Genomic DNA, 19,616 nt, shown 5'->3' on the forward strand with positions numbered 1-19,616 from the left:
GCATTGACGTCCCCACTCCGGAGATCGCCATGAAAACCGCCGCTTCCACCTCCCAACGCCGCCTCGCCCGCCGGGCTCCCGCCCCCATGGCCCTGGAACCCCGCGTGATGTTCGACGGCGCCGCCGTGGACACGGCCGCCGCCGCTGTTGCCGCCGCCGAGCGCGCCGCCCAGGAGGCGGCGGCCAAGGAAAGCGCGGCAAACGCCGAGCGCCAAAATCAGGTAACCCAGACAGCCCAGGCAACCGAGGCCGACAAGGCTGTCGGCGAGACGGCCAGGAGCGGCGGCCCCCGCCTCATCGCCCTGGGCGACCCTTCGGCCAACGGCGGACGGCGGGAAATCGTTTTCGTGGATTCGGCGGTCCCCGGGTGGCAGACCCTGGTGTCGAGCATGCATGCCGGCCTGGAGATCGTCCTGCTCGATTCCAGCCGGGACGGGGTGCAGCAGATCGCCGACTACCTCCAGGGTCGTACCGGCATCGATGCGATCCACCTGGTCAGCCACGGTGAATCGGGCATGGCGGTTCTGGGCACGGCCCACCTGGATCACACCACGATCGGCGCCTATCAAGGCGCCCTGAGCGCCATCGGCGCCGCCCTCAATCCGGGTGCCGACCTTCTCCTCTACGGTTGCGACATCGCCAAAGACAGCGGCGGCCTCAGTTTCATCGGCGAGTTGTCTCAGGCGACCGGCGCGGATGTGGCGGCCTCCACCGACACCACCGGCGCCAGCGCCCGGGGCGGTAACTGGACCCTGGAAGCCCGCACCGGCGCCATCGAAACCGCGGCCCTGCTCCGTCCCGATGCCCTGGACGCCTACGCCGACACCCTGGCCTTGCCCGGCGCCCATACCGGCAGCACCGCCACCGGCATATTCCTCGGCGGCAACTACATCGAGCTGGGCATCCGTACCGGAGACCAGATCGGCAAGTTCGGTACCAACGACAAGCCGGGCAATTTTGCCGGCCGCAAGGATTCGCTCCCGGGGATCGGCATGGTCGGCGATGCTGACGGTTTCGGCACGGGTGCCGACCTGCGCATCGACTACTTCCTGCCCGGCACCCCCGAAGAAGGCTTCTACGCCGGTTACAAGATCGGTGGGGTTGCCACGGAAGGCAAGAATTTCGGCCAGACGGTGGTGGACCAGTCCTCGGGGGACACCCTCTCGGCCAAGGTCACGGGCACCATCGGCGGCAACCTCAAGGTCGAGCAGGTCATTTCCTTCAACAAGGACGACCGTTTCTTCAAGAACACCGTCACCCTGACCAACGTCAGCGGCAGCATCCTCGATGCGGTGCGCTTCATGCGCAGCTTCGACCCGGACAACACCGAGGACATCGCCGGCGCCAGCGGCTTCACCACCACCCAGACCATCGAGCGCTCCTTCCAGGCGGGCGATTCGGTCGCCGTGGTCAGCGCCCGTAGCGCAGTCGGCGATGCCTACTACACTGCTGCCGGCAACAAGCAGGCCACCATCCTCTACTACTCCAGCGACAACCGGGCCCGGGTTTCCTATGGCACTTCCGGGCTTTCCCCCGCCGCCGGCATCTACGACAGCAACGTCTATAGCTCCGTTCCTGCCAAAGGTAGTTCGCTGACCGAAGACTCCTACATTTCCATCGCCTTCGACGTGGGCACCCTGGCGGTGGGCCAGTCGGTCACCTTCACCTACTACACCTCCCTCGACAACCGGGACATCGCCACCATCCTCAGTGAAATTGCATCTGCGGATAACAAGGCATTCACCCCTATTCCCGAAGACCCGACGAGCAACCCGGGCCAGGCGGTGAGCACGGTTTTCGGCTCGCCCATCGCCGTGACCTCCGTGGACAACACCCACGGCACTTGGCAGTACTCCAGCGACGGCACCACCTGGAACAACTTCAGCAACACCACGGGTAGCGTGGTGAACATCGCCTCCTCGGCCCGTCTGCTCTCCAACACCGATCTGGTGCGTTTCGTCCCCGACGCTGACTGGAACGGTACCGCCAAGCTCAGCTACCGGACCTGGGACGGCGGCGGTTACACCTCCGGTGGTACTGCCGATGCCAACGGCACCGGTGGCGGCCACTTCAGCGCCAACGCCGCCGACGCCAACCTGACCGTGACCCCGGTCAACGACCCGCCTGTCATCACCTCCGGCTCCTCCGCCACCGTTCCGGAAAATATCTCGACCAGCACCGTGGTCTACCAGGCCACGGCCTACGACGTGGACGTCGGCGACACCCTGACCTATGGCCTGAGCGGTACCGACGCCAGCGCCTTCAACATCAACGCCTCGACCGGTGCCGTAACCTTCAAGGCCAGCCCGGACTTCGAAACCAAGTCCAGCTACACCTTCAACGTGACGGTTTCCGATGGCACGGCGACCGTTACCAAGGCCGTCACCATCACCATTACCGACGTCAATGAGCCGCCGGTGTTCACGTCGGGAGGCAGCGCCAGCGTGCTGGAAAACGTCGCTCCGGGCACCGTGGTGTACCACGCCACCGCCACCGACCCGGATGCGGGGACGACTCTCACCTACAGTCTGAGCGGCGCGGACGCCGCCCTGCTCGACATCGACGCCCATACCGGTGTCGTCACCATCAAGGGCAGCCCGGACTACGAAACCAAGGCTAGCTACAGCTTCAACGTGGTGGTTTCCGACGGGGAACTCAGCGCGACCAAGGCGGTGGTGCTGAACATCATCAACGTCAACGAAGCCCCCATCCTCAGCAGCGGCCCCGACGTCACCTACAAGGAAAACGCCGCCAACACCCCGGTGCTCGTCGCCCCCGGCATCACCCTCTCCGATGACCTGTTCAACGGCAACCTGGGCGGCTCGGTGCTGACGGTGAACATCACCAACGGCCAGGCCGGCGACCAGCTGACCCTGCGCAACGAAGGCACCGGCCCTGGCCAGGTGGGGTTTTCCATCAACCAGAGCACCGGCGCCATCACCTATGGCGGCGTCGTCGTCGGCGTCTTTTCCTCCACCAACGAAGGCAAGAGCATCACCATCACCTTCGCCAGCAGCGTGCCGCCGGTGGTCAACCCGGCCAACGTGACCCGGCAGGCCGTCGAAGCGGTGATGAAGAACCTGCAGTTCTTCAATACCTCCCAGAACCCGGTGGTCGGCGACCGCAACCTGCACCTGAGCCTGAACGACGGCGGCGGCACGGCTAATGGCGGCGTCGCCGTGGGCAGCGTCGATTACACGGTGCATGTCGAGCCCACCAACAACGCGCCTACCGATATCGTCTTCGGCAACAGCGCCGGTAACGGGGCCTGGGGCACCACCAACGTCGCGCCCGGCCACAACCTCGTCACTGGCCTGGGCCACCCGACCGTCACCCCGGGTGAAAACGCCGACGGCCGCTACACCAACGCCGATTTCGGCAACATCCTCATTCCCATCGGCGACGACGGTTTCACCGCCATCAACGTCTCGGACGTGTTCCCGGACGGCTTCAACTTCTGCGGCAAGACCTACACCGGCGGCCAGTTCTACGTCGGCTGGAACGGCTACGTCACCTTCGGCCAAGGGATGACCTCCTACACGCCGAGCGGCATCAGCCAATCCACCGTGCCTATCATCGCCCCGATGTTCCTCGACTTCGACACCCGGGGCGGTAAGTCCACCGCCAACTGGGGAGCCGACGGCGGCAATTCCACCGGGTCGAACCGCATCTACGTCGCCAAGGACCCGGTCAAGAAGGTGGTCACCATCACCTTCGACGACGTGGGCGAATACAGCAACCGGACCAACGTGGCCAATGCCTTCCAGATCCGCCTCTGGGACAAGGGCAACGGCGACTTCGACATCGAGTTCCGCTACGAGCAGGTGGGCTGGGCCCAGCATGGCGCCTGGACCTCGGCCGGCTGGTCGGCCGGCGACCGCAAGACCTATTCGGAAATCGAAGGGTCCATGACCTCCCAGATGAGCAACCTGGCGAGCATGAGCAACATCGGCCAGGCCGGCGTCTTCCTCTGGCAGGTGCGGGACGGCGGCGTGCGCACCGCCGGGGTCGCCGTCACCGAGAACAGCCCCCCGGGAACGGTCATCACCCCCCTGTCCACCGCCGACGTGGACGACACCAACTTCACCTACCAGATCAAGCGCGCCGACGGCACCTATGGTGACAGCGACGGCTACTTCAAGGTGGTGAAGAACGCGGCCGGCACCTGGGAACTGCAGGTCGCCCCTGGAGCCAACTTCGACTACGAAACGGCCCAGTCCCACACCGTCACCCTGCGCGTCACCGACAGCGGCGGCGGCGAAGGGCCGGGCCACGAGCTGTCATTCGAAAAGACCTTCACCATTCCGGTGATCGACGTCAACGAAGCGCCCAGCGCCATTTCCCTGTCGGGGCACACGGTGGTGGAAAACAGTGCAGGCGGCACCATCATCGGCACCCTGGGCACCACCGACCAGGATGCGGGCGATGCCCACACCTACAGCATCGTCGGCGGCGACATGGACAAGTTCGCCATCTCCGGCAACCGTCTGATCGTCAAGCCCGGCGCCAACATCGACTACGAGACGGCGCGCACCCATACGGTCACCATCCGCACGACCGACAAAGGCGGCCTGACCTTCGACCAGACCTTCGTCATCGACGTAGAGAACGTCTACGAGCCGGTCTGGTTCGACAGCAACGGCGCCCGCAACAGCTACACCGAAAAAGCCGCGCCGACGATCATCGACGGCAACATCCGCCTGCTCGCGCCGGAGAACAACTTCAACGGCGGTTACCTGCAGGTGGCCCTCAACGGCAACGGCGAGGCCACGGACAAGCTGACGGTGGTGGGCAACGCCGACAACCTGATCAACATCAGCGGCAACAACGTCACCTACAACGGCACCGTCATCGGCACCATCGACCCCACCGAGAACGGCCTGGGCGGCCAGCCCCTGCGCATCCGCCTGAATGGCGCGGCCAACGTCGAATCGGTCCAGGCCCTGGCCCGCAGCATCGGTTTCGCGTCCACCTCGAACAACCCGAGCGCGGCCCAGCGCACCATCCAGTTCACCCTGAGCGACAGCATCAGCCAGGCGACCAAGCAGGCCCACATGGACGTGGTGCCGGTCAACGACCCGCCGGTGGCGGGCCTGCCCGGCACGGCCATGGTCACGGAACGGACCAACGCCGACCCGAGTGCCACCACCTACATCCGCGGCCTGTCGGTGACCGACGTGGACGAAACCGGCGTGATGACCGTGGTGCTGTCCAGCCGCGACCTGGGGGGCGGCAACCGCTACGGCAGCTTCACCCTGGATACCACCATCGCCGGCGGCCTGCGCGCCACCGACATCACCGGCAACGGCACCGGCCAGGTGACCCTGCGCGGCACCCTGGCCCAGATCAACGCCACCTTGGGTGCCTCCAACGGGGTCGCCTATACCCCGGGTCTGGCCCGGGATTCGGTGGAAACCGGCAACGACCGGCTCACCCTGTCGGTGACCGACAGCGGCGGCCTCAACGCCACACGCAGCGGCGACATCCTCGTCATTCCCGGCGCTCCCACCGCCCACAGCCAGAACTACGTGGCCGAGGAAGACAGCAGGGCGATCAGCGTCGACCTGTCCCGTCTGGTGGTGGACCTCAACCTGACCAACGCACATTACTTCCTGGGAACGCCAGTACCCGGCATGCCGGATCTGATGAAGAACTTCGGGCCCGACGAAGCAATTCTGGATGGCAATGGCAACCTGGCGGGTTACCGCCTGGCCCACGGCAACCTGATGCTGCAGCCCGGCACCACCCTCGACCAGGGCAAGTTCGTCTACACCCCCGACCCGGACTGGAACGGGTTCGAGACCTTCCACTACTACTTCCAGAACTCGCAGCAGTCGTCCGAAATGGCCCAGATCCGCATCTTCATCACTCCGGTGAACGATGCCCCGGTCAACGTCACGCCGCCCGCACTGAGCGGCGACCTGCGCGAGGATGGCACCCTGCGCCAGAACGGCACGGTGACCGGACACGGCACCTGGAACGACGTTGATACCCCCCTGTCGGAGCTGACCTACCGTTACCAGTGGCAGATCGCCGACGACGCCAGCGGCACCAACCTGCGCGACATCGACGGCGCCACCCTGGCCCAGTACAAGGTCAGCGGCGCCGACATCGGCAAGTTCGTCCGGATCAAGGTCATCGCCAACGACGGCGAGCTCGATTCCCAGCCCGCCTACTCCGCCTTCAAGCAGGTGACCAACGCCGACCCGGTGCTGGCCAACCCGCCTGTGCTGCCCGCGGCCACCGAATCGGTGCCCTTCAACGTCACGCTGCCGGCGAACACCTTCACCGACAGCGACGGCGACACCCTGACCTACCGGGCCACCCGGGCCGACGGCAGCCCCCTGCCCACCTGGCTCCACTTCGACCCCGCCACCCGGACCTTCTCCGGAACACCCGAGGGCGGCGACATCGGCGACCTGTCGATCAAGGTGACGGCCACCGACGGCGGCTACCATCCCGCCTCGGCCACCTTCACCCTGCGCGTCGTCGGCGTTCCCCCGGTCCGGCCAGAAGCCCCCGCCACCCCAGGTGGCGGCGGCCAGCCTGGCGGTACGCCCCCCACTCATCCCGGCACCACCGGCGTGCCGCCGGGCCTGCCCGGCGTTCCCGGCGACGGTCCGGGGCACCCGGGCATCCCGGGCACGGGCGGCGGCACCGGCGGCCACCCCGGCGAACCGAGCACCATCCCGGGCTCCCCGGGCGGTCTGCCCCCGGTCATCGAGCTGCCGGGCCACGGCGGCATTCCGGGTTACAACCCGCCGGGAACCACCGGCGGCATTCCCGGAGAACGACCGGGCGGCGGCGGTGGCTTGGGTGGCGAAACGGGTACCGGCACTGGGACCAGCACGGGTACCGGGGCTGGCAGCAACGCCGGCACAGGTACGGGTGCCGGCAATGGCCGCGGCCAGAACGAATCTGGTGGCAACGGCCAGGGCAGCAATGGTTTGGCGGGTTCCTCCGCATCGGCGGGCAACCGGACCGTGGCCGGCCTGGGCAACCAGGAAGGCCTGACCCGGGCCGAAGGCTTCCAGATTCTGGTGCGCAGCGGCAACGAAAGCGATGCCCAGTCCCTGCGGCCGGGCCGTACCCTGGACGACCAGGACCTGCCGATCAACAAGCTGTTCAAGGTCAGTGTGCCGGTGGATGCCTTCGTCCACACCAAGACCGATGCGGTGATCACCCTCCACGCCACCCTGTCGGACGGCACCCCGCTGCCCCCATGGGTCGAGTTCGACGGCGGCAAGGGGGTGTTCCGCGGCACGCCGCCCCTGGGCTACGAAGGCGACCTGGAAGTCGTCATCACCGCCCGGGACAGCAACGGCAACGTGGCTACCCAGCGCTTCCGCATCCGCGTCGGCGACGCCACGGTCGGCAAGGCCGCGCTAAGCGAGCAGCTGCGCAGCGCGGGCAGCCACGCCCGCCACGCCGAGCGGCTGAACCTGGTCAAACTGGCCCGGGCGGCCACGGTAGCCAAGCGCGCCGCCTGAGCCCGAATCAATCACCTCACGCCGGGAGGCCTTGGCTTCCCGGCAATTTTTTTGAGCATCGAAGTGGCCAGAAAGCAATTTCTCTTTCTCGCACCGCGTCCCCGCTGGATGCGGCGCCTTGTCCTGACCTCCCTGTTCGGCCTGGCTCTGACCCAGAACCTCTCGCTGCCCGCCGCGGTACCCGGCCTGGGGGGATTCCGCGGGAAAGCCGAGGCCATGGCGGTGGAGCAGCCCACTCCAACCAAGATTCCGGATACCTCCCACGCCGGAGAGCGCCCCCCCGGCGCCAACGTAAAAGCGGCCGCCACCGCTCCGCGACCACCCCGCCACCGCACCGCCCCATCGGACTGAACGTCCGCCTGCCATGACGCCGCACCATTCCGCCCCAACCGCCCCCGAGGGCGAAGCCCCCAACGTCGAAGCCCTGGCCCTCGGCACCCTGCTCCACCTGGCCCGCCGGGCCCGCCATGCCACGGCCCCGACGGAACTGGGCTTCATCATGGTCAACGAAACCAACGCCCTGGCAGCCTACCGCCAGGGCGTCCTCTGGTTCGCCGACCGGGGAGTGGCCAGCCTGTCCGGAGTGGTCTCCCCAGAAGCCAACGCTCCTTACGTGCAATGGCTGGAACGGGTGTGCGCCGCCTTCGATGCCGCCGAGGGAAAAGGTCCCCGGGCGGTGGACGCCCGCCAGCTCCCCCCCGAGCTCGCCGCCGAATGGCAGGAATGGCTGCCCAGCCACGCCCTGTGGCTTCCCCTGCCGGCCGTGACCGCATCCCGCCGTCAGGATGAAGTGCCGCAGCATGGCGCCCTGCTGTTGGCCCGGGACGGTGAATGGAGTTCCGGTGAAGCCGGCCTGCTGGCCGAATGGGCCGACATCTGCGCCCACCGCTGGGCCGATCTGCGCCGGCCGTCCACGGCCTCGCGCCTGCGGCAACTGCGCACCCGGCTGGCCGAAACCTTGCCCAGCAGCGAACAGATGCGTGCCCTCTGGCATACGCTGCGCAGCCCCCGGGCTTGGTGGCACGGTATCTCGGCAGCAGCCGGACGGTTCGCACGCCTGCCCTGGCGCGACCTGACCCTGACCCTGGTCCGCCCCTGGCGCTGGGGCGCCCCCCTGCGCCGTGCCGGCCAGGCCCTGATGAACGGCTGCCGGACCACCTGGCGACGCCCCCGCCGCCGCTACACGGCCCTGGCCCTGCTTTTCCTGTGTTTTCCCGTGCGCCTCACCATCCTGGCCCCCGGCGAATTGGTGCCGGCCCATCCGGCAGTGATCCGGGCGCCCCTGGAAGGCACGGTGGATAAGTTCTTCGTATCGCCCAACAGCCGGGTTAAGGCCGGCGATGCCCTCTTCCAGCTCGACCTGACCACCTTGGAATCGCGCCTCCAGGTCGCCCGCCAGGGCCTGGCCACGGCCGAGGCCGAATACCGCCAGTCGGCCCAGCAGGCCGTGTTCGAAGCCAAGAGCAAGGCCCAACTGGCCTTGCTCCAGGGGCGCATCGCCGAGCGTCGGACCGAGGCCGAGTACCTGGAATCCCAACTGGCCCGCGCCCAGGTGACCGCCCCCCTGGATGGCATCGCCTTGATGGACGACCCGAGCGAATGGGTGGGCAAGCCGGTGAACACCGGCGAACGCATCATGACCGTGGCCGACGAGCACGACGTGGAGGTGGAAGCCTGGATCACCCTGGGGGACGGCATTGCCCTTCCCGAGGATGCGGCGGTGACCCTCTACCTCAACGCGGCCCCCCTCTCCCCCGTTTCAGCCCGGGTGCGCTACTACGCCCACGAGGCGGTGCCCCGCCCCGATTCCAGCTACGCCTACCGGCTGCGCGCCCGCCTCGAACCCGGTGAGACCCCGCCCCGGGTAGGCATGAAGGGCACCACCAAGATTCGCGGCCCCTGGGTGCCCCTGTCCTACTGGGTGCTACGTCGTCCCCTGGCCATCCTGCGACAGGTGACCGGCCTATGAGCGTCACCCCGGCCAGCACGCCCCTGCTCCCGCTGCGCGAAGAACTGACCCTGCACCCCGGACCGGCAGCCGCCGACGGCGCCCCCACCTGGAGCCTCCAGGACCCGGTGCGCAACGCTTTTTTCCGCATCGACTGGCCCACCTTCGAAATCCTCTCCCACTGGCACCTGGGCACGGCCGAGGCCATCGCCGAAGCCGTCGGCGCGGCCACCACCCTGCACCTGGAAAGCGACGAGGTGCTGGCGGTGATGCGCTTTCTCCAGGAAAACCAGCTGTGCCGGGTGGACGGCCCCGGCGGCACGGCCTGGCTGGTGGAGCGGGAAAAGGCCACCCACAGCACCGTCACCCAGTGGCTGCTGCACCACTACCTGTTCTTCCGCCTGCCCCTGGTACGCCCCGACGCCTGGCTGAAGCGGATGCTGCCCAAGGTCGAGATGTTCTACGGCCGCGGCTTCTTCCGCCTCACCGGCCTCGTCCTGCTGCTCGGGCTGGTGGAGGTCTACCGGCAGTGGGAAACCTTTTCCGCCACCCTGGTGGACACCCTGAGCTGGAAAGGCGCCGCCGGCTATGCCGTGGCCCTGGTATTCGTCAAGATCCTGCACGAACTGGGGCACGGCTTCACCGCCCGCCGCCTGGGCTGCCGGGTTCCGGCCATGGGCCTGGCCTTCCTGGTGATGTGGCCGGTGGCCTACACCGACGTCAACGAAGCCTGGAAGCTCACCCGGCGGCGCGACCGCCTCGCCGTAGGCGCCGCCGGCATCGTCACCGAATCGGTGGTGGCCGCCTGGGCCACCCTGGCCTGGGCCCTGCTGCCCGACGGCACCCTGCGCGGCGTGGCCTTCATGCTCGCCACTACCACCTGGATTTCGACCCTGGCGATCAACGCCAGCCCGTTCATGCGCTTCGACGGCTATTTCCTCCTGTCGGACTGGCTCGATTTCCCCAACCTGCACAGCCGGGCCTTCGCCCTGGCCCGCTGGGACATGCGCGAACGCCTGTTCGCCCTGGGCGAGCCTGTACCCGAGCACCTGCCGCCCGCCCGCCAGCGCAGCCTGATCCTGTTCGCCTGGGGAGTGTGGATCTACCGCCTGACCCTGTTCCTCGGCATCGCCGCCATGGTCTATTACATGTTCTTCAAGGCCCTGGGGTTGTTCCTCTTCGCCGTGGAGATCGGCTGGTTCGTGCTCAAGCCCCTGTGGAACGAGATCAAGGAATGGCGGGAACGCTGGCCCCGTATCCGGCAAAGCCCCCGAGCCCGGCGCAGCGCCTGGATCGCCGCCGCCATCGTCCTGGTGGGCCTGGTACCGTGGAACTTCCAGGTGGGCAGCCAGGGTGTGCTGCGCACCGCCCGCCATTACCCCCTGTTCGCCCCCGGCAGCGCCCGGGTGGTGTCCCTGCCGGTGCCCGCCGGCACCCGGGTCGCCGCCGGCACGCCGCTGGTGGTGCTGGAATCGCCCGATGCCGAATACCGGTCCCGGCAATCCACCCAGCGGGTCGAGCGCCTCGGCTGGCAGGTGGACGTGGCAGGCTTCGACGACACCCTGCGCGCCCGCCAGTTGATCACCCAGGAAGAACTGGCCACCGCCGTCAGCGAACAGGATGGCGCCGAGCGGGAGCGGGGCCGCTACGTTCTGACCGCCCCCTTCGACGGCGTGCTGCGCGACCTCCAGCCGGACCTGCGGCCCGGCGATTGGGTCAGCCGCATCGAGCCCCTGGCGGTGCTCACCGACCCCGGCCAGTGGCAGGTGGAAACCTACCTGAGCGAGAGCGAGGTGGCCCGCATCCAGGTCGGCGACGGCGGGCGCTTCTATCCCGAAACCCGCGGGCTGCCCACCTTGGGCCTGCGCGTGGCCAGCGTGGACCGGGATGCCACCCGTGCCCTGTCCGACCCCATCCTGGCCAACAGCCACGGCGGCGAGCTGATCGTGCGCGAACGCAAGGGCCAATTGGTGCCCGACCATGCGGTCTACCGGGTGGTGTTGCGGGTCGAGGATGCCGCCGGTGCCCGGGAGGCCGACAAGGTTCAGCGCGGCCATCTGGTGATCTACGGCACTCCCAAGACCCTGCTCGGCGACTTCCTGCGCACCGCCCTGGCCGTGCTGGTACGGGAATCGGGCTGGTAGCAGGCGGCCTCCCGCCCCGGGCGGCACCGGCACGGCCCCGTGCCATGCTTCCTGCAGCCGGGGCGCCAACAGTGCGATAATCCGCGCCGGCTGACGCCTGCCGAGATCGTCGTCCACCGATTTTTCACCGCCGCTTTCCGCACCACACCCGCCCATTCCCGTGCCCGCCCCCCGCCGTCCCTCCCCCGCCGCCGCCGGCCGCAATGTCGCCGGCCTGGGCCAGGTATTTACCCCGCCCGACGTGGTGCAGGCGATGCTCGACCTGCGCCGCAACCGGGGTCGCACCCTGGAACCCTCGGCTGGCGACGGCGCCTTCAGCCGGGCCATCGCCGCGGAGGGGGGCGAGTGCGTGGCCATCGAGATCGACCCTCGAGTGGCACCGCCCGGCGCCATCGTCGGCGACTTCTTCGCCTATCCGGTGCGGGAGAAGTTCGCCACGGTGATCGGCAACCCGCCCTACGTGCGCTACCAGGACATCCGCCCGGCCACGCGACGGCGCCTGCCCCACGACCTGTTCGATGCCCGCTCCAACCTCTTCCTGTTCTTCATCGAGAAGGCGGTGCAGCATCTTGAGCACGGCGGCGAGCTGATCTTCATCGTGCCCCGGGACTTCCTCAAGCTCACTGCTGCCCGGCGCCTCAATACCTGGCTGTTCGCCCAGGGCACCATCACCGATTTCCTCGAAACCGGCGATGCGCGCATCTTCGAGGGTGCGGTGCCCAACTGTGCCATCTTCCGCTTCGAGAAGGGGCGCTTCGACCGCCGCCTGCACGACGGCCGGACCTTCACCCTGGCCGACGGGCAACTGCTCTTTCTCGCCAGCGGCGACCAGGAGCAGCGCCTGCCCTTCTCGGCCCTGTTCGAAGTCAAGGTGGGCGCGGTCTCCGGCGCCGACGACCTGTTCGAGCACCCCGACGGCAACCTGGAGTTCGTCTGCTCCAAGACCGCCGAAACCGGCGAAACCCGGCGCATGCTGTTCGACGTGCGCCACCCCCACCTGGAACCCCACAAGGGCCGGCTCATCACCCGGCGCATCAAGCGCTTCGACGAAACCAACTGGTGGCAATGGGGCCGGGGCCTGCCCGCCCTGAGCGGCCCGCGCATCTACGTGAACGGCCGGACCAGGCGCAAGGCGCCCTTCTTCCTCCACGCCTGCCCCAACTTCGACGGCGCCCTGCTCGGTCTCTTCCCCCGCCATCCGGGCATCGACCTGGCACGGGCCGTCGAGCTGCTCAACACCGCCGTGGACTGGGACGAACTGGGCTTCGTCTGCGACGGCCGCTACATCTTCGGCCAGCGTAGCCTGCAAAATTGCCTGCTGCCCCCCGTCTTCCGCACCCTGCTGCCGGACTGAGGCGCTGAACCTCCCCCCGGCCACCATCCGGGGTGCCTCCGCTTTTTGTCCCTACCACCGCCATGCCCGATACCGCACCTCCCGACGCGTCCCGGAACGATTTCCCCGTCCTGCGCTGGGAAATCTTTTGCGCCGTGGTGGACAACTACGGCGACATCGGCGTCTGCTGGCGCCTGGCCCGGCAGCTGGCCCACGACTACGGCCAGCAGGTGCGCCTGTGGGTGGACGACCTGAGCGCCTTCTCCCGCCTCGCCCCCGGACTGGATTCGGGCCGGGAACGGCAGAGCCTGAACGGCGTTACCGTGCATCACTGGCCCCGCCAAGGCAGCCCCTTTGCCGTGCCCGCCGACCTGGGTCAGGTGGTGGTGGAAGCCTTCGCTTGCCCGCTGCCCGACGAGGCCGAGGCCGCCATGGCCCGCCAGTCGCCGCCCCCGGTCTGGCTCAACCTGGAATACCTGTCTGCCGAAGCCTGGGTGGAGGATTGCCACCGGATGGTTTCGCGCCACCCGCGCCTCGGTCTGGACAAGCACTTCTTCTTTCCCGGCTTCACGCCGCGCACCGGCGGGCTGCTGCGCGAAGCCGACCTGATCGAGGCGCGCTGCCGCTTCCAGGCCCCGGGCAGCGGCGAGCGCCAGGCCTTTCTCGCCGCCCAGGGCATCGACCTGGCTCCTGGCGAGCAGCTGGTCAATCTCTTCGCCTACGCCAGCCCCCGCTTGGCCGACCTGTTCCAGGCCATGAACGGCCACGATGCGCCCCCCACGCGCCTGCTGCTGCTCGACCGCCACGCCCGGGAAGCGGCCTCGGCCTGGAGCGGCGAGGCGCTCAACGAAGGCCGGCCCCTGCGGGTGGGCGCCCTGACCCTGCATCCCCTGCCCTTCCTGCCCCAGGACGGCTTCGACCGGCTGCTGTGGAGCGCCGACCTCAACCTGGTGCGCGGCGAGGATTCCTTCGTGCGCGCCCAGTGGGCGGCCCGGCCCTTCGTCTGGCAGATCTACCCCCAGGACGAAGAGGCCCACCGCATCAAGCTGGAAGCCTTTCTGGAACGCTACCGCGCCGGCCTGCCCACTGCCGCCGCGGATGCCCTGACCGGCTTCTGGCGAGCCTGGAACGACGCGGCGCCGGGCGACGCCGGCCTGGCCGGCGCCTGGGCCGCCTTCAGCACGGCACTGCCCGCCCTCGCGGCTCATGCCGAGGCGTGGTGCGACCGGCTGGCCAACCAGGAAAATCTGGCGGCGGCGCTGGTGCGGTTTTGCGCTAACAGGTTAAAATAGCGGGTTTTTATTTCCTCCGATCTACCCAGGAACGCAACGATGAAGACCGCACAGGAACTCCGCGCCGGTAACGTGATCATGGTCGGCAACGACCCGCTGGTGGTGCAAAAGGCCGAATACAACAAGTCCGGCCGCAACGCCGCCGTGGTGAAGATGAAGCTGAAGAACCTGCTCACCGGTTCCGCCAGCGAATCCGTCTACAAGGCCGACGAAAAATTCGAGCAGGTGATGCTCGACCGCAAGGAAGTGACCTACTCCTACTTCGCCGATCCCATGTACGTGTTCATGGACGCCGAGTACAACCAGTTCGAGGTGGAAGCCGAGAACATGGAAGACGCCCTCAAGTACCTGGACGACGGCCTGGCCTGTGAAGTGGTCTTCTACAACGGCAAGGCCATCTCCGTGGAACTGCCCACCTCCGTGGTGCGCGAAGTCGAATACACCGAGCCCGCCGTCAAGGGCGACACCTCCGGCAAGGTCATGAAGCCCGCCCGCATCAAGCCCAGCGGCTTCGAGCTGCCGGTGCCGGCCTTCGTCGAAATCGGTGACAAGATCGAAATCGACACCCGCACCGACGAGTACCGCAACCGGGTCAAGTAAGCCTTGCCCCCGCGCCGGAAAAAGGCAGCCTCGGCTGCCTTTTTTCTTGGCCTCGCGCCATAATCCCGGGAATTCATCCGGCAGCCCGCTGTCAGTGTTTTTGACCTCGGTCATGGGCGCCCGAAGCGCTCCGGGCGATTCTGGCGCCAGCAGCCAGCGGACACTCTCTTCATGCACAACGAAACGCTCCACAGCAACGATTCTGGTTCCGCCACCCCGGGTTCGGCCTTCGTCCCCCCCCGCGCCGACACCTCGCGCCACGCCGCCGGAACCCTGCTGGACAAGTACGGGCGCCGCATCACCTACATCCGTCTGTCCATCACCGACCGCTGCGACTTCCGCTGTCACTACTGCATGTCCGAGGACATGACCTTCCTGCCGCGCAGCGAAGTGCTGAGCCTGGAGGAGTGCCTGGAGATCGTGCGCGCCTTCGCCGAGCTCGGCGTCCACAAGGTGCGCATCACCGGCGGCGAACCCCTGGTGCGCAAGAACGCCCTCTGGCTGCTCCGCCAGATCGGCCAGGTGCCCGGCATCCGCGAACTGGTGCTGACCACCAACGGCTCCCAGCTGGAGCGTTTCGCTCCCGACCTGCGCGCCGCGGGCGTCAAGCGCATCAACGTCAGCCTGGACACCCTGGACCCGCTGCGCTTCCATGAGATCACCCGCACCGGCGACATCGCCAAGGTGCTGCGCGGCATCGACACCGCCGTGGCCGCCGGGTTTTCCCGGGTGAAACTGAACACGGTGATGATGCGCGGCGTGAACGACCATGAATTTCCGGACCTGGTGCGCTACGCCATGGACCGGGGCGTGGACATCTCCTTCATCGAGGAAATGCCCCTGGGCGACATCGGCCATGGCCGTACCGCCACCTATTTTTCCAGCGACGAGGCCCTGGAACTGCTCGGCCGCCACTTCACCCTGGAAGCCAGCGACGAATCCTCCGGCGGACCGGCCCGCTATTGGCGCATTCCCGGGTCGGAGACCCGGGTGGGCTTCATCTCTCCCCACAGCCACAATTTCTGCGACACCTGCAACCGGGTGCGCATCACCGCCAAGGGCGAGCTCTACCCCTGCCTGGGGCACAACGACGCCGTCCAGCTGCTGCCCCTGCTGCGCGCCCATCCGGACGACCGCCAGCCCCTCACCGAGGCGATCCGCGGCGTGATGGGCATCAAACCCAAGGCCCACGACTTCACCACCCAGATGGACGCCCCCCGGGTGGTGCGCTTCATGTCCATGACCGGCGGCTGAAGCCCGCCTCCGGGCACCGCGCCGGCGCCCATTCCCGTTGCCCCGGCTGCCGCCCGGCAGATAGCGGGCAATGGGCAAAAATGCACAAAAAAAATTAATTTTCCCAGGGCCTCCGGGATACCATCGGCTGGCACGGTGTCCATCGTGAATCCGCCCTGCTTGCAGGCACGCCCCATCGGGTATTTTCCGGAACCGGCCACTCTCCACCGTTCCCATCGCCCATGCCGCCCCTCGCTGCACGCCGTCCTTCGCTTCCCCTGCTCCTGGGCACAGCGCTCGCCTATGCCGTGGCGGGCTGGCTGGCGGTGCGGCTGACCGCCCGCCCGGAAATCGTCTCTCCCCTCTTTCCCTCCGCCGGCATCGCCCTGGCGGCGGTGCTGCTCTACGGCAACCGGCTGGCCCTGGCGGCCGGCCTCGGTTCGCTCCTGCTCAACCTGCTCCTGGGTTGGGAACACGGCTACGCGGGAACGCAATGGCTCGCCCCCTTTGCCATCGCCGTCGGCGCCACACTCCAGGCCCGGCTGGGGGCCGCCCTGGTGCGCCGCTACGTGGGCTTTCCCAGTACCCTGGAACAGGTGGGGACGATCCTGCGCTTCTTGTTGCTGGGCTGCCTGGCCGGCTGTCTGCTGAATCCTTCCTGGTCCGTCGGCTGGCTCCTGGGCCTGGGCATCCTGCCGAAGGCGGAAGCGCCGTTCGCCTGGTGGAACTGGTGGATCGGCGATGCCATGGGCACCGTGATCGCCGCCCCGATCCTGATCGCCCTGCTCAGCCCCCGGTCGGCGGACTGGGACCGGCGCCGCCTGGGCATCGTCCTGCCCTTCCTGCTGGCCGGTTTCTTCATGACCCTGGCCCTGCTTCAGGCCACCAGCCGGGAAGTGGACAACCTGTACGCCCAGTTCGAGCGGGACACCCGGGTCCAGGCCCAACTGCTGCGTTCCCGGTTCACCGAGCAGATCACGGTACTGCGCTCGGTGGAACGCCACCTCACCACCAGCCCGGAAGTCTCCCGGGATTCCTTCCACATGTTCACCGCTCCCTGGTTCGAGCACTACCCCGGCATGGCGGTGATCGGCTGGGCGGAACTTACCTCCGCGGCCAGCCTGCCGGCGCTGGAACGGCGCATGCTCGTCGAGCATCCCCAGTTCCGTCTATACGACCGTGGCAGTCGCGATACCGAGCCCCATACCCCGGCATCGGCCGACGAATACCTGCCCGTGCTGTACGCCGAACCCACCCCGTTCAACACTCGGGCCGTGGGGCTCAACCTCCTGTCCATCGCTCCGGCCAGCCAGGCCATCGCCAATACCCGGCTGAATGGTGAACCCCAGGCCTCCGCCGCCCTGCGCCTGGTCCAGGACCCGGAGCAGAAGCTGAGCGTGGTGGTCTACCAGGGGGTATTCCAGCGCCCCAAGTTCAGCCGTCCCCGCTTCGTCGGCGTCGTCTACACCGCCTTCCGGCTCGACGACACCCTGGCGAACCTAGTGGCCGCCCTTCCCGCCGGGGTGGCCCTGTGCCTGACCGACCGCACCGTCATCGCCTCGCCCCAGCACCTGGCCGGGGCGCCGGGCTGCGGAACGGCGGCCCCCGGTTCGCCCTTCGTCTACGAGACCCTGTTCCCCTTCGCCGGGCGGCAGTGGGAAATCCGCTTCACCGCCAGTCCAGATTACCTGGCCACCCACCGCAGCTGGGAACCCTGGACCTTGCTGCTGGGCGCCTTGCTGCTGATGACCCTGCTGGGCGCCTTCCTGCTCATTACCACGGCCCACGCCCAGCGCATCCACCTGCTGGTGGAGCAGCGTACCGCCGAACTGAGCCAGGCCAAGACCGTGCTTGAGACCAACCGGGCATCCCTGGCCTATGCCCAGCAGATCGCCCGCCTGGGCAGTTGGTCCTGGGAGGCGAACGCCGTACCCGACATGATCTGGTCGGACGAGATGTACCGCATCCTGGGACTGGAGCCGGGGCAGGCGCCGCCCACCCTGGAATTGCTTGCCTCCCGCTTCCTCCCCGACGAGCGGGCGGGCTGGGAAGCCACCCTGGCCGAACTGCGCGCCGGCCGCGCCTCAACCACCCTGGACACCCGCATCACCGATGCCGAGGGGCGCATCCGCCTGGTGCACCTGGAGATCGAGGCACGCCACCGTAACGACGTGCTGGTCAAGCTGCTTGGCACCTTGCAGGACGTCACCAGCAGCCGGGAAACCGAGGCCCACATCCACTACCTGGCCCACTACGACACCCTGACCGGGCTGCCCAACCGCTCCCTGCTGCGCGACCGGGTCAACCAGTCCCTGGCCGCCGCCCAGCGCCAGAGCCATCCCATGGCCCTGCTGTTCATCGACCTGGACCGCTTCAAGAAGGTGAACGACACCCTGGGCCACCCCATCGGTGACCGCCTCCTGGGCGTGGCCGCCGAGCGGCTGCGCAGTTGCATTCGGGACGAGGACACCATGGCCCGGATCGGCGGTGACGAGTTCATGCTGCTGCTGCCCCACATCGACTTCCCGGCCCAGGCCGCCATCGTTGCGCGCAAGATCGTCGAGCAGTTTTCCCAGCCGTTCATCATCGACCAGCACGAACTGACCGTGACGGCCAGCATCGGCATCGCCGTCTTCCCCGAGGACGGCACCGATTTCGACACCTTGGTCAAGCACGCCGATACGGCCATGTTCAGCGCCAAGGAAAGCGGCCGCAACACCTTCCAGTTCTTCACCGCGGAAATGGACGCCCGGGCCTACGAGCGCCTGCTCATGGAAAACCAATTGCGCCGCGCCGTGGAACGCAACGAGCTGGCCCTTTACTACCAGCCCCAAATCGCCGCCGGCAGCGGCCGCATCATCGGCGCCGAAGCCCTGGTCCGCTGGCGCCATCCAGAAAAGGGGCTGGTGCCGCCGGCCCAGTTCATTCCCCTTGCCGAGGAGTCCGGCCTGATCGTCGAGCTCGGCAACTGGGTGCTCGCCGAGGCCTGCCGCCAGCAGGTGGCCTGGCGCAAGAGCGGCCTGCCGGTGCCGCGCATCGCGGTCAACATCTCGGCCCTCCAGTTCCGCCGCTCCGGCTTCGTCACCCTGGTCCGGCGCACCCTCACCCAGACCGGCGCCGACCCGGCTGGCTTGGAACTGGAACTGACTGAAAGCGCCCTGATGGAGCCCACCGGCGACATCGAGCGCCAGCTCGCCAGCCTCAAGGAACTGGGGCTGAGCCTGTCCCTGGACGATTTCGGCACCGGTTACTCGAACCTGGCCTACCTGAAGCGCTACCCCCTGGACCAGCTGAAGATCGACCGCTCCTTCATCCAGGACCTGCCCGGCGACGCTGAGGATGCCGCCATCACCGCCGCCACCCTCTCCCTGGGCCGCAGCCTGGGGCTAACCGTGGTGGCCGAGGGTGTGGAGACCCCGGCCCAGCGGGATTTCGTCGCCGGGATCGGCTGTCACGTCATGCAGGGCTACCTGTTCAGCCCTCCGTTGCCGGTGAGCGAATTCGAAACCTTCGTCACCGAGTACGCGGCTTCCCGCACCCCCACGGGCAAGACCGCCTGACCGCCCATCCCTTTTT

General features: G+C 67.9%; 9 protein-coding genes. All 9 read left to right on the forward strand.

All coding sequences use genetic code 11. From position 1 onward, the window contains the following. The first annotated feature begins 29 nt into the window (after positions 1-29). The 9 genes from LWW89_RS03980 to LWW89_RS04020 all read left to right on the forward strand — a co-directional run bounded on the left by LWW89_RS03980 (position 30) and on the right by LWW89_RS04020 (position 19,600). Positions 30-7,490 carry a DUF4347 domain-containing protein gene (locus LWW89_RS03980; RefSeq protein WP_293261429.1) on the forward strand — a complete coding sequence of 2,487 codons (7,461 nt, stop codon included), beginning with the start codon at positions 30-32 and terminating at the stop codon, positions 7,488-7,490. 108 nt (positions 7,491-7,598) lie between these two features. Continuing rightward, on the forward strand, positions 7,599-7,841 hold the full coding sequence (locus LWW89_RS03985; protein ID WP_293261432.1) for a hypothetical protein: 243 nt from the start codon (positions 7,599-7,601) through the stop codon (positions 7,839-7,841). Positions 7,842-7,854: 13 nt separating this feature from the next. Further along, on the forward strand, positions 7,855-9,459 hold the full coding sequence (locus tag LWW89_RS03990; protein WP_293261435.1) for an HlyD family efflux transporter periplasmic adaptor subunit: 1,605 nt from the start codon (positions 7,855-7,857) through the stop codon (positions 9,457-9,459). Then, positions 9,456-11,582: an HlyD family efflux transporter periplasmic adaptor subunit gene (locus tag LWW89_RS03995; protein ID WP_293261438.1), complete on the forward strand. Its 2,127-nt coding sequence runs from the start codon at positions 9,456-9,458 to the stop codon at positions 11,580-11,582. Before LWW89_RS03990 ends, LWW89_RS03995 begins: the two co-directional genes overlap by 4 nt. Before the next feature lie 253 nt (positions 11,583-11,835). Then, a complete protein-coding gene (locus LWW89_RS04000) occupies positions 11,836-12,936 on the forward strand; it encodes a class I SAM-dependent methyltransferase (protein WP_293262163.1) in 1,101 nt (366 codons plus the stop codon). A 62-nt stretch (positions 12,937-12,998) separates the two neighbouring features. Beyond that, positions 12,999-14,207 carry an elongation factor P maturation arginine rhamnosyltransferase EarP gene (gene earP / locus LWW89_RS04005; protein ID WP_293261441.1) on the forward strand — a complete coding sequence of 403 codons (1,209 nt, stop codon included), beginning with the start codon at positions 12,999-13,001 and terminating at the stop codon, positions 14,205-14,207. Positions 14,208-14,246: 39 nt separating this feature from the next. Further along, entirely contained in the window at positions 14,247-14,807 is a 561-nt protein-coding gene (gene efp / locus LWW89_RS04010) for an elongation factor P (RefSeq protein WP_293261444.1), read from the forward strand. A 171-nt stretch (positions 14,808-14,978) separates the two neighbouring features. Next, positions 14,979-16,061 carry a GTP 3',8-cyclase MoaA gene (gene moaA, locus LWW89_RS04015; RefSeq protein ID WP_293261447.1) on the forward strand — a complete coding sequence of 361 codons (1,083 nt, stop codon included), beginning with the start codon at positions 14,979-14,981 and terminating at the stop codon, positions 16,059-16,061. 221 nt (positions 16,062-16,282) lie between these two features. After that, positions 16,283-19,600, forward strand: coding sequence for an EAL domain-containing protein (locus LWW89_RS04020; RefSeq protein ID WP_293261450.1), 3,318 nt, complete (start codon positions 16,283-16,285; stop codon positions 19,598-19,600). Positions 19,601-19,616 lie beyond the last annotated feature (16 nt).

The sequence above is a fragment of the Oryzomicrobium sp. genome, assembly GCF_021287045.1.
In the GTDB taxonomy this organism is placed as follows: domain Bacteria; phylum Pseudomonadota; class Gammaproteobacteria; order Burkholderiales; family Rhodocyclaceae; genus Oryzomicrobium.